Source organism: Nitrosovibrio sp. Nv17 (assembly GCF_900119085.1).
In the GTDB taxonomy this organism is placed as follows: Bacteria; Pseudomonadota; Gammaproteobacteria; order Burkholderiales; family Nitrosomonadaceae; genus Nitrosospira.
Genome location: NZ_FPIQ01000035.1, coordinates 1 through 12,063 on the forward strand (window position 1 = coordinate 1; position 12,063 = coordinate 12,063).

The window sequence follows — 12,063 nt, forward strand, 5'->3', positions numbered from 1 at the left end:
CAAGCAATGGGTCAAGGCGGCAGGACTGGACCCCCGTCACTTCAAGTCGGGAACCAGCGTGGACAAGCGCGCCTGCATCTCCAAAGCCGGCAACTGCCATATCCGCCGTGCCCTCTATCTGCCAGCTCTGTCCGCCAAGAAACATGATCCATACGTGAAGGGCTTCTTCGAGCATCTGATCTGCAACGGCAAGACTCCTTTGCAAGGAGTATGCGCTGTCATGCGTAAATTGCTGCATGCCATCCACGGCATGCTCACTCATGACCAGCCCTTCGATAATCAACGCTTCTATGCCCTTCCCGCATGAGCAAAAACATGAATTAGTGTTGACTCTGAACAGAGTATCTACCTGCTACCCGCTGCCCGCCACATTCGTAGGATGGGTGGAGCAACGCGTAACCCATCAAAATTGCTGCCCCGGGGAAGTGATGGGTTGCGTTCCGCTTTACCCTTTCTGCCTCATGAGTTACGCAACACGTAACTCATCAAAACTCTTGATCTTCCCAGCCTATGGGCCGCCTCATCAGCGCAGGTTGGCTTGTAACACCGGCCGCTTACCATTTACTTGCCGCCATGCCTTCGCGTGAAGGCTCCGGCTCCACCCTGCCGGCATTCCATTCACTTTTGAACTGAACAAGAGGATCCCATGACGAACCCCATCACTGTGTACCCCATCACCGCGCGCCGCATTTCCGTGGTGCTGCTCCATGGCGCCCTGACCTTCACCGCGGGCGCGGCCGTCGCTGCGCCCCTGACGGCGCAGCAGACGCTTGAGCAATTCAACCTGGTCGTGCTCGGAAGCGCGACCTCGCAGTCGAGCGTCCACGGCCGCAGCTTCATTGGCGGCGCGCTGTCGAGCGTCAATGCCAACTTCGTGCAGCGCCCCCTGCCCGCGTCGGACTACGCCGGACTCACCGTGCTCGGCAGCGTCGGCGGCGGCATCAACGTGAACGGCCTGGGCGGCGTCGTGATCGGCGGCAGCATCGGCAGCGGCAACTCCAACATCAATGATGGCGGCGTCGTGTTCGGCAGCGCCGTCAACGTCAACTTCAACGGCCCCGGCGCAGCCTGGGTCGCCGGCGCGAAGAGCAACGTCAACTTCAACGGCGGCCAGGATTCGTCGCTGACCACCGGGACGGCGGCCACCGCGGCCAACTCGACCAATTTCGGCACCGTGCTGACCGGCCTGTCGACGCAGCTGAGCCAGCTGAGCAGCACCGGCAGCAGCGTCAGCATCAGCGGCGGCAAGGCCACCTTCACTGCCGTTGCCGACGCCAACGGCCTGGCGGTATTCGACCTGACCGCGATCGACACCCAGATCTTCGGCCTGAACGAATTCGCCTTCGTCGGCTTCGACAGCGCGACGACGGTCGTGCTCAACAGCGACGATGCCAATATCAACATCGCCGCCAATTTCCTGGGCGGCAGCGCCCAGGCCATCGGCGCCAATACGATCTGGAATTTCTACGAGGCGAGCAACGTGAACCTGGATCGCCAGTTCGGCGGCAGCATCCTGGCCGTCGACGCCTTTTTCCAGAACAATGCGGATATCGAAGGCAGCGTGTACGTCAGCCAGGCCAACCTGAAGGGCCAGTTGCACCTCTTCCCGTTCAGCGGCAACGTGTCGGCAGTGCCCGAGCCCGGCAGCATAGCGATGATGCTGGCCGGTCTGGCGCTGGTCGGCAGGGTCGCCAGCCGCCGCCGCACGGCGGCGTAGGCCCACGTGTCATTGGCCGTCCTCCCGCGAACGGGGGGACGGCGCGGGGGGGACTCTGAGGCGCCGATCGGCGCCTTTTCTCTTTTCTCAAGGCTCGAAGTGATGGGTTGCGCTGCGCTCCACCCATCCTACTGGAGTAGCTGGAGGTGGTGATGGGTTACGCTGCGCTCCACCCATCCTACGGATGCTACGGATGCTGTCTTCCGCCGTATTCGTGGTAGAGGTAGTAACCCATCAAATACTCTGTAAAAAAAATGAGCCATCCCCATGGATGGGATGGCTCATAGCCGCAGTTCGCGGCAAGGGGGGATCTGGTCAGGCCCGATGCATTGTGGCTTGACTTACGACTGCCTGCGGCGGCGGGCCATCCATCCCGTCAGGCCGAGTCCCGCCAGCAGCATGGCATACGTTTCCGGTTCCGGTACGGGGGTGGTGAAGGTCACGTTATCGGCAACCAGCCCCGTGCCGCTGAAGGAGATCGAGCGAATGTCCGCGTCCAGCCGGGTGATGCCGAAGAAACCGCCTTCGTTGAATCCGTCCGGCGTGAAGACGTTGATGGTATGGGATTCGAGCAGTTGCTGCCCTTCGCCGAAGGCGCTGATGACGATGTCGCCGCCGTTGAAGCTGTTGAGGATGGCGCCGACTCCGCGGGTGGGGCCGTCGATGAAGGTGAAGCTCAGTGTGCCGGTGACGTCCGTGGCCGCGAACAGAGCGCCCGCGCCCCACAGGCCGTTGCTTCCCAGGTCGGCGATGTAGGCGCCCAGGATGGAGTTCGGGGTGCCGGTGAAGTGGACGCCGGGGGCGACCGTCTCGGGCCCTTCGGTGATCAGGCCGTCATAGTTCTCGAAATCGATGACGTTGGGATCCGCGATGTCGCCGATGCTGGTGGTCAGCGCGGCGTGAGCCGGCAGGTTCGACAGAAGGCTCATGCTGCCGAGAATGAACAGGGTTTTGAGGTTCATGGCGTTTTCCTTTTAGTAGTTGTATGCGGCGCCAGGCGCCGCGGGGTTGGTGCGGCGGCCGGCGCCGCACAGGATTGGTGCGACGGCTGGTGCCGTCGCGGGTTGTAAACGATTCGACGGCGTCCGCATCAGGTACCGATGATGCCGCCGTCGTCCTTGGTGATGACGACCACCGCGGAACGGGGCTTGGACACCGAGCCGCCGGCGCTGGTGGGTCCGTTGACGCCGCTGTCGGGCCAGGTCGAGTTCTGCGTGTGGTGCGTCTGCCAGTCTTCCCCGGGGTGCTGGATGCCGATGAACAGGGTCTTGCCATCGGGAGTGCCGGTGACGCCGGTGACCTCGCAGTTCTTCGGCGCGGTGAGGAAGCGCCGGGTTTCTCCGGTGGAGGGATCGGCGCACAGCATGACGTTTCCGCCGATGTTGGCCCAGTCGCCGGTGGCATTGCCCACTTGGTCCGTCTGGATCCAGAGGCGGCCGTCCCGGTCGAACCAGAGGCCGTCCGGCGCGCCGTAGTCGTCGCCGTCGATGTTGCCGCGGTGGTGGGGCTGAGAGGCGAGCTTGTCACCGCACTCGACGAAGATGTCCCACTCGAAGTTCAGGGCGTCGGCCCTGCCCATGTTTTCACGCCAGCGGATGATGTGGCCGTAGCGGTTGTCCGGCCTCGGATTGGCGGCGTCCACGGGCGGACGCGCGCCGCCCGCGGCGGTGCTGCCGTCGGGATTGTTGCTGGAAGGGGGCGTGCTGCCGCGGCGGTTGTTGTTGGTGAGCGTCATGTAGACTTCGCGCGTGACGGGATGAGCGGCGATCCACTCCGGCCGGTCCATCATGGTGGCGCCCAGCCGGTCGGCGGCCTGGCGTGCCTTGATCAGCACTTCCGCCTGGTCGGCGAAGCCGTTTTCCGGCACGAGGCCGTTCTGGCCCCATGCGAGGGGGAGCCACACGCCGCTGCCGTCCGCCTCGAAGCGTGCGACGTAGAGCGTGCCGGCGTCCAGCAGGTCCCGGTTGGCGGCGCGGTTGCGGGGGTCGTACTTGGCCGTGGAGACGAACTTGTAGAGGTACTCGTTGCGCTCGTCGTCACCCATGTACACCGCGAGCGTATTGTCCGTGTCTACCACGCTCCAGGCATTTTCGTGCTTGAAGCGCCCCAGGGCGGTGCGCTTGACGGGTGTGCTGCGCGGGTTCCAGGGATCGATCTCCACCACCCAGCCGAAGCGGTGCGGTTCATTGGGATGGAGGTCGGCGCGGAAGCGTTCGTCGACTTCGTGCCAGCGGTAGCCCGAGCCGCCCTTGGTCACGCCGTAGCGCTTCTGGTCCGCGAGGATGCCCTGCTTGCGTTGCGGCGTGACGCCGACGGCGTCCCCGGTTTCGTTGGAGAAGTAGCCGTTCCAGTTTTCCTCGCAGGTGAGGTAGGTGTCCCAGGGGGTGTAGCCGTTGGCGCAGTTGTTGATCGTGCCGAGAACGTTCCTGCCTTCCGGGTCGGCGGCGGTCTTCAGCAGTTCGTGGCCGGCTGCCGGCCCGCTCAGCTTGCAGGGGGTGTTGGCGGTGATGCGCCGGTTGAAGGCCGACGGCCGCCTGATTTCCCAGGCGTCGCCGTTCTTCCAGACTTCGGCCACGCCGACGCCGTGGGCTGCCTGCTGGGTACGCACCATGTCCAGGGTGATGGCGGCGGTGGCATAGTCGGACGCGGGCTCGATGTCATGCACGAGGGGCGGATCGACGTATTCGTGGTTGGTGACCAGCAGGCCGCGGGCATTGCTGACGCCGGCGGCACCGGTGGAGGGGAAGGGGAACAGGTGCATGCCGTCGATGTGGGCGCCGAACGACTGCAGCTGCACCGCTTCCGTCATCGCTCCCGCGGGGTTCCACTGCGGCGCGGCGGTGAGGGAGTCTCCCCAGGCGGCCAGTACGCGGGCGGTGTAGCCGGAGGGGACGGTGATCCGGTCGTCCGCCGCCGAAGCGTACAGGTTGGCGGGCACGGAACCGAAGCCGATCCCGTTCAGCGGCGCGGGGGCCGCGTAGGCGTACTTGACCAGGCCCTCGAACAGGGTGCCGGCGAAGGTGGCGGTGGCGGCGACACCCAGGGAGCCTTGGAGGAAGCCCCTGCGGGAGATTTTGCGGGCTTCGATCAGGTCATGCAGCGAAGGATTGCCGGATTCGTTCGTGCCGGTGCGATAGGGATATGTCTTGCCATCGGGATGTAGGGTGCTGCTCATCATGCCTCCTGTTTAAGATTTCCGTTGTATCCGTTGAATGCACTGGGATGGGATGCAGTGCTGTGAAGTTGTTTTCGTGGCCGATGTTTCCGGGGTGCCTGCGGCTGCGCCGGGCAGCCCATCCGGTTCATGTATTTTTCATATCCCGGGAAGGGCAGGGCGCGAAACCACAACTGCCCGTGAACCGGAAAAGGACGGGTCGGCATCCGCCCTTTTCCTGGCGCCTGGATTTCCAGGATGCCAGACTCCAGACGCTACGCGTTTTCCTTTGCATTTTGATGGTGGTGCCGCTGATCCGGACAGACCAGACCGGCCGCGCGGGGCGGGGGCGCGTGGCGTTCCATGAGCGAAGCAGCGATGGGGAGCATGATCATGATGCGTTCGGATTACGGTGGCTGCGAATGGCTGTCATCTGGAACGCGCATAATCCCTCGCTCATTTATCCATGGATCATCCGGCTCATGCGCGTCGTTGCTACCTCCCTGCTCGCACTCGTGTTCTGCGTGTTCTCGCTGTCCAGCCATGCCTGGTGGAATCAGGAGTGGTCCGGCCGCAAGAAGGTGACGCTCGCCAGTCCGGCGGATGCGGTGGCCGGTGCACCGGTGCTGATCCGCCTGCATACGGGGAACTTCGACTTCTTTTCCGTCAACGACGACGGCAGCGATCTGCGCCTGATAGCGGGGGATGACAGGACCGAATTGAAGTTCCACTTCGAGAAGTGGGACGTCGTGAACGAGCTGGCGCTGGTATGGGTGAACGTGCCGGAGCTGTCGTCGCGGACCGAGCTGTTCCTGTATTTCGGAAATGCCCAGGCGAAGTCCGCGGCAAATCCCAAGGCGACCTACGACGCCGCCAGCGCCGTGTACCACTTCGCGGATCCCGATGGGGCCCCGCCGCAGGACAGCGCCGCGAACGGCCTGCACGCGCTGCAGTCCTCCGCCCGCTCCGTCGCTGCCTCGTTTTCGAACGGCGGCGCCGGCTTCGACGGTTCGCAAAGCGTCACCCTGCCGGCCGTGAGCAGCGCCGAGGGCTTCAGTTTTTCGGTCTGGATCAGGCCGGCCGCACCGGATGGCGTCATCCTGCAGTCCGGCGACTTGCACGTCGCCCTGGAAGGCGGCGCGGTCGTGGCGCGCTCCGGCGCCGGACAGGTGTCGAGCGCGGCGCTGGGTACGGGCGGCTGGCACCACGTGGGGCTGACGCTCTCCGACGCCATGCGCCTGTACGTGGACGGCAGGCCGGCGGGCGAGGCGCCGGGCGGGGGCTCCCCGGCGGGCGGCATCGTCCTCGGGAACGGGTTCCAGGGGGAGATGGACGAGGTGCAGCTCGCGGGCGTGGCGCGCCCCGCCGGCTGGATGGCGGTGCAGGCGGCGCTGGCGCAGGACGGCGGACTCGTGGTGCTGGGCGAGGACGAGGCCGGGGAAGGCGGAGGCGAGGCCTCGCACATGGGCATCATCCTGAAATCGCTGACGGTGGACGGATGGGTCGCGATCGGCCTGCTGGCGATCATGCTGATGATCGCGATATGGGTGATGTACAGCAAGGCGGTGTACATCAGCCAGGTGGACAAGTCCAACCATCGCTTCATGGCCCGGTTCCGCGAGCTGTCCACCGACCTGGCGATGATCGACAAGGCGAAGGGGCTCGGGGAGGACTTCAAGCACTCTTCCATCTACCGCATCTATCACATCGGCGCCGTCGAGCTGGCGCACCGCTTCGAGGATACCGACGCCACCCATACGGGCGGCAAGTCGCTGTCGCCACAGGCGCTGGATGCGATCCGGGCCAGCCTGGACGCGGGGCTGGTGGAGGAAATCCAGCGCATGAACAAGTTCATGGTGCTGCTCACCATCGCGATTTCCGGGGGGCCCTTCATCGGACTGCTGGGGACCGTGATGGGCGTGATGATCACGTTCGCCGCGATCGCGGCCGCGGGCGACGTCAACGTCAACGCCATTGCGCCCGGCATCGCGGCGGCGCTGGCGGCGACCGTCGCGGGCATGGGGGTCGCGATTCCCTCCCTGTTCGGCTACAACTACCTGGCGTCGCGCATCAAGGCCATCGTCTCGCGGATGCAGATCTTCGTCGACGAGTTCATCACCAAGCTGGCCGAGAACTACAGCCGCTGAGGGAGACGGGATGAAACTCCAGGAGGAAAACGAGCTGTATGACGAAATCAACGTCGTCCCCATGCTCGATCTCGCATACGTGCTGCTGGTCATCTTCATCATCATGACGACGGCATCGGTGCAGGGGATCAGGGTCAATCTGCCCAAGGCCAGCAATACCCCGAGCCTGGCCAAGCCCCAGACGAAGGCGATCACGATCAACGAAAGCGGGCAGATATTCCTGGACGCGTATCCGGTGACCATGGAGGAACTGCGCACCCGCCTGGGGCAATTGAAGGCCGCCAATCCTGAGCTGCCGGTCGTTATCAAGGGGGATACGGTGGTGCAGTACGGAAAGGTGATGGACGTGCTCGAGTTGCTGGGCCAACTGGATATCACGCAGCTTGGACTGGTGACCCAGCGCCTGGTGAAGTAGCGCAGTGGAGGCGCCCAAGCCGGCCGTCTGGAAGCGCTGGGCGGGCATTGCGGCGAGCGTCGCGGTGCTGGTCGCCGCCGGGCTGTGGCTGAAGGATTTTATCGGGGACGATACGCCGCAGAAGAAGCCGTCGCTGCAGCAGATCACCCTGGTGAAGCCGCCGCCCCCGCCACCGCCGCCGGAAAAGCCTCCCGAGCCGGTGGTGAAGGAGGAGATCAAGCTGGACGAGCCTGAGCCCGAACCGATGGATCAGGCGGACGAGCCGCCGCCGGGACCGGACCTGGGCGTCGATGCCGAAGGCACGGGCAGCGGCGACGGGTTCGGGCTGGTGGGAAAAAAAGGAGGAGCCGACCTCATCGGAGGCTCCCGAGGGAATCCATGGGCCTGGTATGACGCCATCGTCAACGATGCGGTCAATTCCGCCTTTCAGGATGCACTGGCGCGCGAAGACGCGCTCAAGGACAAGAACTACAGGGTGGTGGTGAAAGTGTGGATCGATGCGGACGGAAAAATCTCGCGGATCGCGGCAGTCGACAAGACCGGTGACGAGAAGGTCGACGCGCTGATCAAGGATGTGCTGCGGAATCTCAAGACCTTGCGGGAACAACCGCCGGCGGACATGCCGCAGCCACTGAAGATACGCGTGACCTCGCGCGCCTGAAGGGTCCGGACAAGATCATGAATATCCGTCTGCCGAGCATCCCCGTCCTTGTCCTCGCCGCGGCGACCGCCTTCATGCAGGGGGCGCATGCCCAGGACGGCGAGCGCGAGAAGGTCGAGGTCCTGTACCAGACCACGATCAACCTGATCCAGCTTTTGGTGGAACAGGGGGTGATCAAGCAGGAGGCCGCCGACGCGATGATCAGGAAGGCGGAGCAGCAAGCGTTGGCCGCCCGGCCGCAGGAGCCGGCACGCGCCGCCCCGCCGCCGGCAGGAGGCCGGCAAGGGGATGAGGTGCGCGTCACCTACGTGCCGGAACACATCAAGAAGGAAATCCGCGACCAGTTGCGGGAAGAAGTGGTGGGCCAGGCCAAGCAGGAGCGTTGGGGCGACGTGAACGCCGTGCCGGAATGGGCCAGCCGCTTCACCCTGCAAGGCGACATCCGTCTGCGCGAGCAGGCCGACTTCTATTCCCGGGGCAATGCGCCCGCGGCGAATTTCCAGGCGATCGGCCAGAATATCAACAACACCACCGAGGATACCTACCATCGCGAACGCATCCGCCTGCGCCTCGGCATCAACGCCCACATCGCCGACGGCGTGGATCTGGGGGTGCGGATCGCCACGGGCAACATCACCAGCCAGCCGAGCACCGGGGAGCTGATGGGGGGGCCGGTATCCATAGGGTCCCCGGTATCGACGCTGCAGACGCTGGGAACCTTCAACAGCAAGTTCGGTTTCGTCCTGGACCAGGCCTACCTCAGGCTGACCCCCTTCGACTGGCTCACCGTCAGCGGCGGGCGGTTCCCCAATCCCTTCTTCGTGGGCACGGTCGGCAGCATCCACACCGGGCCTCTTCGCAGGGTCGGGTATACCGTCCCCGACGCCGGCGTGGTGCATACCGACCTGCTGTGGGACGTCGACCTGAATTTCGAGGGCCTGGCGGTCAACATCCATCCGTGGCTGGAGGACGACAGGAAAACCTTCAAGCCGTTCCTCAACGCCGGGATTTTCCCGCTGCAGCAGGTCAACCGGAGCGAGACCGTCAAGGCCAGGGACAAGTGGTTCTTCGGCGCCCAGGCGGGCGTGGAGTGGTCTCCCGAGCATACCCATACCCAGTTCCGCCTGGGCGCCGCGTACTACGACTACCGCAATATCAGCGGCGTGCGCAATCCGAACTTCGGCGACACGCTGTACAACCAGACGAGCACCCTGTTCCGGCAAAAGGGCAACAGCCTGTTCAACATCGACAATGACGGCGACCCCACCACCAACCTGTGGGCGCTGGCGGCAGACTATCGCATCGCCAACGTCACCCTGGTGGCCGACTATTCGAAATTCGCCCCCATACACGTGATCGGTACCGTGGACTACGCGCGCAACGTGGGTTACGACCAGGGCAGGATTTTCGCGCGCAGCGGGCAGCGCATCAGGCCGGAGACGGATGCCTACCAGTTCCGGCTCACCGTGGGCTATCCGGTGATCCGGGAGCGGCACCAGTGGCAGGTATTCGGATTCTATCGGCGCTCCGAGCGCGATTCGATGCTGGACGCGTTCACCGATTCCAACTATCTGCTGGGCGGCACCAACCACAAGGGCTTCACGCTTCATGCCCTGTACGGCGTGGCCCACAATACCTGGCTGGGCCTGCGCTACAATTCCTACGATCAGATCAGCGGCCTGCCCCTGTCCATCGATTCGGTCAATCTCGATCTCAACGCCCGCTTCTGATCCTGAGCCTTCATGAACCGATCCCCGAAAAGAGCACCGTGCCTGCCGGCCAGGGCCGCTGCCGTACTGTGCATGGCGGCTGCCCTGGCACTGGCTTTTCCGGGGGCGTACGCTGCCCCGGACGACGCCCAGAAGAGGGAGCGCCAGATGTTGCGGCGCATGCAGCAGCAGTTGAACGAGGTGCAGCAGCAGAAGTCGGTCCTGGATCAGGAGAAGGCGACCCTGGAGGCGGCCCTGAACAAGGCTGGCGGCGAGGCGGACGCGCACAGGCAGGCTGCGGCGAGCGCCGCCGCCAGGATAACCCGGATGGAACGCGACGCCGGCACCGCAGCCAAGGAAGCGGCCGAGCTGCGCGGCCTGCTGGAGGCGGCGGAGAAGCGCAACAAGGAACTCTCCGCACGGCATGAGGAACTGCAGCAGGACCTGAAGCGCACCACTACTGCCCTCGAGAAACAGGATGAACAGACGAAATTGTGCGAGCGGCATAACGAGGAGCTGTACCGGATCGGCCGCGAACTGACCGACTGGTACACCGGCAAGGGTGCCGTGAGCGCCATGCTGGAGGCGGAGCCCTTCACCCGGATCAAGCGCGTGCAGATGGAGAATCTGCTCGAGGCCTATCGCGATCAGTTGGACGGCCAGCACCTGGAGCGTTCCGCCAACTAGGCCCTGCCGACACTCGCCCCATCCCGCCGGGCTGCGACGAAAAAACGCGCGTGTGGCGTTGCAAGGCTTGGTCGCAGGCCGGCCATGCCCTGCGCTTCGGGTCTCATCCTCGCGCCTTTTCGCGCAGCAATGCACTTGTTTCCGCTGCCCGCGGCGGTCTCGACGACCAATTCCGCCACCTCCGTCCGGTTCCGCGCGAATGCCTCCGGAAAGGGGGCATCGATCCTCGCCCTCATGGCGAATTCCTGTCCGTTCAGGCACTGGTTTTTCCGTGCGCGGCCACAAAACCTGGCCCCGGCTGGCGGGGTTGCGCTACACTGACTGCAGGCGGCCGGTATCCGGGGCGCCCGCGCTGTTGACGGACGAGAGGTCCGCGGCGGTCACGGCACCGCAGTTCGGACGCGTTGCGCGTCAACGGCGGGTCCGTGCCGCGGCTACCGCCCCGTGATGTCCACCGCCCGAAAACATCCATGGCAAACCCCTTTGATCGATTGCGCCGCGCGTGAAGCAGCTTCATGTCGCCTCTGGCAGAATGGCTCCCGGGATGCGAGCCGGCCTGAAGGGAACCCGGCCCAGGGTCCTTGCGGTCGAATGAAGCCGTGACGGCGCACCTTTCCGGATGCATTGATCTATGAACAAGTTTCTTCAGTCGGTACACGATCGTTTGCCCCAATGGGTGGCAGATTGGTTCGACGTGCTGGTTCCCGCCGCGCAGGTCGCCTTGATCGTACTGGGCACCTGGGTGGTCATGCGCGTTGCGCATCACCTCATAGGCAAGCTGGCCAACACCTACTCCCTGCCGGGCAAGGTGACATCGCTGTCGCTGCGTGTCGTTGCCTTCATCATCTACGGTGGTGCCCTGCTGTGGTCGCTGGAGCGCATGGGTGTCTCGGGCGGGGTGCTGTGGACCGCCTTCACGGGATTTGCAACCGTGGGAGCGATCGCTTTCTTTGCGGCATGGAGCGTGCTGTCCAATCTGTTCTGCGCACTCCTGATCTTTACCACCCGGGCCTTTCGGATGGGAGATCTGGTCGAGTTGCTCGAAGGGGGGGACAAGCCCGGTGTCAAGGGTCGGGTGATAGACATCAACCTGGTCTATACCACCCTCCATGAAACGGGTGACGAGGACGGCGGCACCACGCTGCAGCTGCCCAACAGCCTTTTCTTCCAGCGCGTGCTGCGGCGCTGGCACGGCAACGCGGGGCGCGGCACATAGCGGGTTTTGATGGGTTACTACGGGCGGGGCGGAAGAAAGGTAGATACTCTGTTCAGAGTCAACACTAATTCATGTTTTTGCTCATGCGGGAAGGGCATAGAAGCGTTGATTATCGAAGGGCTGGTCATGAGTGAGCATGCCGTGGATGGCATGCAGCAATTTACGCATGACAGCGCATACTCCTTGCAAAGGAGTCTTGCCGTTGCAGATCAGATGCTCGAAGAAGCCCTTCACGTATGGATCATGTTTCTTGGCGGACAGGGCTGGCAGATAGAGGGCACGGCGGATATGGCAGTTGCCGGCTTTGGAGATGCAGGCGCGCTTGTCCACGCTGGTTCCCGACTTGAAGTGACGGGG

12 protein-coding genes are annotated in these 12,063 nt (G+C 64.2%); 8 read left to right on the forward strand and 4 right to left on the reverse strand.

All coding sequences use genetic code 11. The annotated features are described in order from the left end of the window. Together BT108_RS12865 and BT108_RS12870 are read left to right on the forward strand one after the other, a co-directional pair. Positions 1 to 307, forward strand: a 307-nt coding sequence (locus BT108_RS12865; RefSeq protein WP_143142502.1) for a transposase, incomplete at its 5' end; no start/stop codon positions are given. 339 nt (positions 308 to 646) lie between these two features. After that, positions 647 to 1,717: a choice-of-anchor A family protein gene (locus BT108_RS12870; RefSeq protein ID WP_083566451.1), complete on the forward strand. Its 1,071-nt coding sequence runs from the start codon at positions 647 to 649 to the stop codon at positions 1,715 to 1,717. A gap of 341 nt (positions 1,718 to 2,058) precedes the next feature. Here BT108_RS12870 and BT108_RS12875 read toward each other — a convergent pair whose 3' ends face one another. Together BT108_RS12875 and BT108_RS12880 are read right to left on the reverse strand one after the other, a co-directional pair. Further along, a complete protein-coding gene (locus tag BT108_RS12875) occupies positions 2,059 to 2,679 on the reverse strand; it encodes an FxDxF family PEP-CTERM protein (protein ID WP_072294966.1) in 621 nt (206 codons plus the stop codon). 128 nt (positions 2,680 to 2,807) lie between these two features. After that, positions 2,808 to 4,892 carry a PhoX family protein gene (locus BT108_RS12880; RefSeq protein WP_072294967.1) on the reverse strand — a complete coding sequence of 695 codons (2,085 nt, stop codon included), beginning with the start codon at positions 4,890 to 4,892 and terminating at the stop codon, positions 2,808 to 2,810. 461 nt (positions 4,893 to 5,353) lie between these two features. Between BT108_RS12880 and BT108_RS12885 the strand changes: the two genes are divergently transcribed. The 5 genes from BT108_RS12885 to BT108_RS12905 are packed head-to-tail and all read left to right on the forward strand — an operon-like array spanning position 5,354 to position 10,490. Further along, a complete protein-coding gene (locus BT108_RS12885; protein ID WP_072294974.1) occupies positions 5,354 to 7,018 on the forward strand; it encodes a DUF2341 domain-containing protein in 1,665 nt (554 codons plus the stop codon). Positions 7,019 to 7,028: 10 nt separating this feature from the next. Further along, positions 7,029 to 7,433 (forward strand): ExbD/TolR family protein, encoded by a 405-nt coding sequence (locus tag BT108_RS12890; RefSeq protein ID WP_072294968.1) that lies wholly within the window; start codon positions 7,029 to 7,031, stop codon positions 7,431 to 7,433. A 4-nt stretch (positions 7,434 to 7,437) separates the two neighbouring features. Beyond that, the gene (locus BT108_RS12895) at positions 7,438 to 8,094 is read left to right on the forward strand and encodes a TonB C-terminal domain-containing protein (protein WP_083566453.1); all 657 of its coding nucleotides are present in this window, start codon (positions 7,438 to 7,440) and stop codon (positions 8,092 to 8,094) included. Between the two features lie 17 nt (positions 8,095 to 8,111). Further along, positions 8,112 to 9,824, forward strand: a complete 1,713-nt coding sequence (locus tag BT108_RS12900; RefSeq protein ID WP_072294969.1) for a putative porin — start codon at positions 8,112 to 8,114, stop codon at positions 9,822 to 9,824. A gap of 12 nt (positions 9,825 to 9,836) precedes the next feature. After that, positions 9,837 to 10,490 (forward strand): DNA repair protein, encoded by a 654-nt coding sequence (locus BT108_RS12905; RefSeq protein ID WP_072294970.1) that lies wholly within the window; start codon positions 9,837 to 9,839, stop codon positions 10,488 to 10,490. Here the strand turns inward: BT108_RS12905 and BT108_RS12910 are convergent. Further along, positions 10,487 to 10,726: a hypothetical protein gene (locus tag BT108_RS12910; RefSeq protein WP_072294971.1), complete on the reverse strand. Its 240-nt coding sequence runs from the start codon at positions 10,724 to 10,726 to the stop codon at positions 10,487 to 10,489. The two genes, BT108_RS12905 and BT108_RS12910, sit on opposite strands and share 4 nt — an antisense overlap. Positions 10,727 to 11,121: 395 nt before the next feature. Between BT108_RS12910 and BT108_RS12915 the strand changes: the two genes are divergently transcribed. Beyond that, positions 11,122 to 11,706: a mechanosensitive ion channel family protein gene (locus BT108_RS12915; protein ID WP_072294972.1), complete on the forward strand. Its 585-nt coding sequence runs from the start codon at positions 11,122 to 11,124 to the stop codon at positions 11,704 to 11,706. Positions 11,707 to 11,787: 81 nt separating this feature from the next. On the opposite strand, the gene BT108_RS12920 is transcribed toward BT108_RS12915, so the two are convergent. Further along, a partial coding sequence (locus tag BT108_RS12920; protein WP_143142503.1) for a transposase occupies positions 11,788 to 12,063 on the reverse strand: 276 nt, incomplete at its 5' end.

Bases quoted from the DNA above. Each gene is read 5' to 3' on its own strand.
- BT108_RS12870 (WP_083566451.1), top strand. From the start codon at position 647: ATGACGAACCCCATCACTGTGTACCCCATCACCGCGCGCCGCATTTCC.
- BT108_RS12875 (WP_072294966.1), bottom strand. From the start codon at position 2,679: ATGAACCTCAAAACCCTGTTCATTCTCGGCAGCATGAGCCTTCTGTCG.
- BT108_RS12880 (WP_072294967.1), bottom strand. From the start codon at position 4,892: ATGAGCAGCACCCTACATCCCGATGGCAAGACATATCCCTATCGCACC.
- BT108_RS12885 (WP_072294974.1), top strand. From the start codon at position 5,354: ATGCGCGTCGTTGCTACCTCCCTGCTCGCACTCGTGTTCTGCGTGTTC.
- BT108_RS12890 (WP_072294968.1), top strand. From the start codon at position 7,029: ATGAAACTCCAGGAGGAAAACGAGCTGTATGACGAAATCAACGTCGTC.
- BT108_RS12900 (WP_072294969.1), top strand. From the start codon at position 8,112: ATGAATATCCGTCTGCCGAGCATCCCCGTCCTTGTCCTCGCCGCGGCG.
- BT108_RS12905 (WP_072294970.1), top strand. From the start codon at position 9,837: ATGAACCGATCCCCGAAAAGAGCACCGTGCCTGCCGGCCAGGGCCGCT.
- BT108_RS12910 (WP_072294971.1), bottom strand. From the start codon at position 10,726: ATGAGGGCGAGGATCGATGCCCCCTTTCCGGAGGCATTCGCGCGGAAC.
- BT108_RS12915 (WP_072294972.1), top strand. From the start codon at position 11,122: ATGAACAAGTTTCTTCAGTCGGTACACGATCGTTTGCCCCAATGGGTG.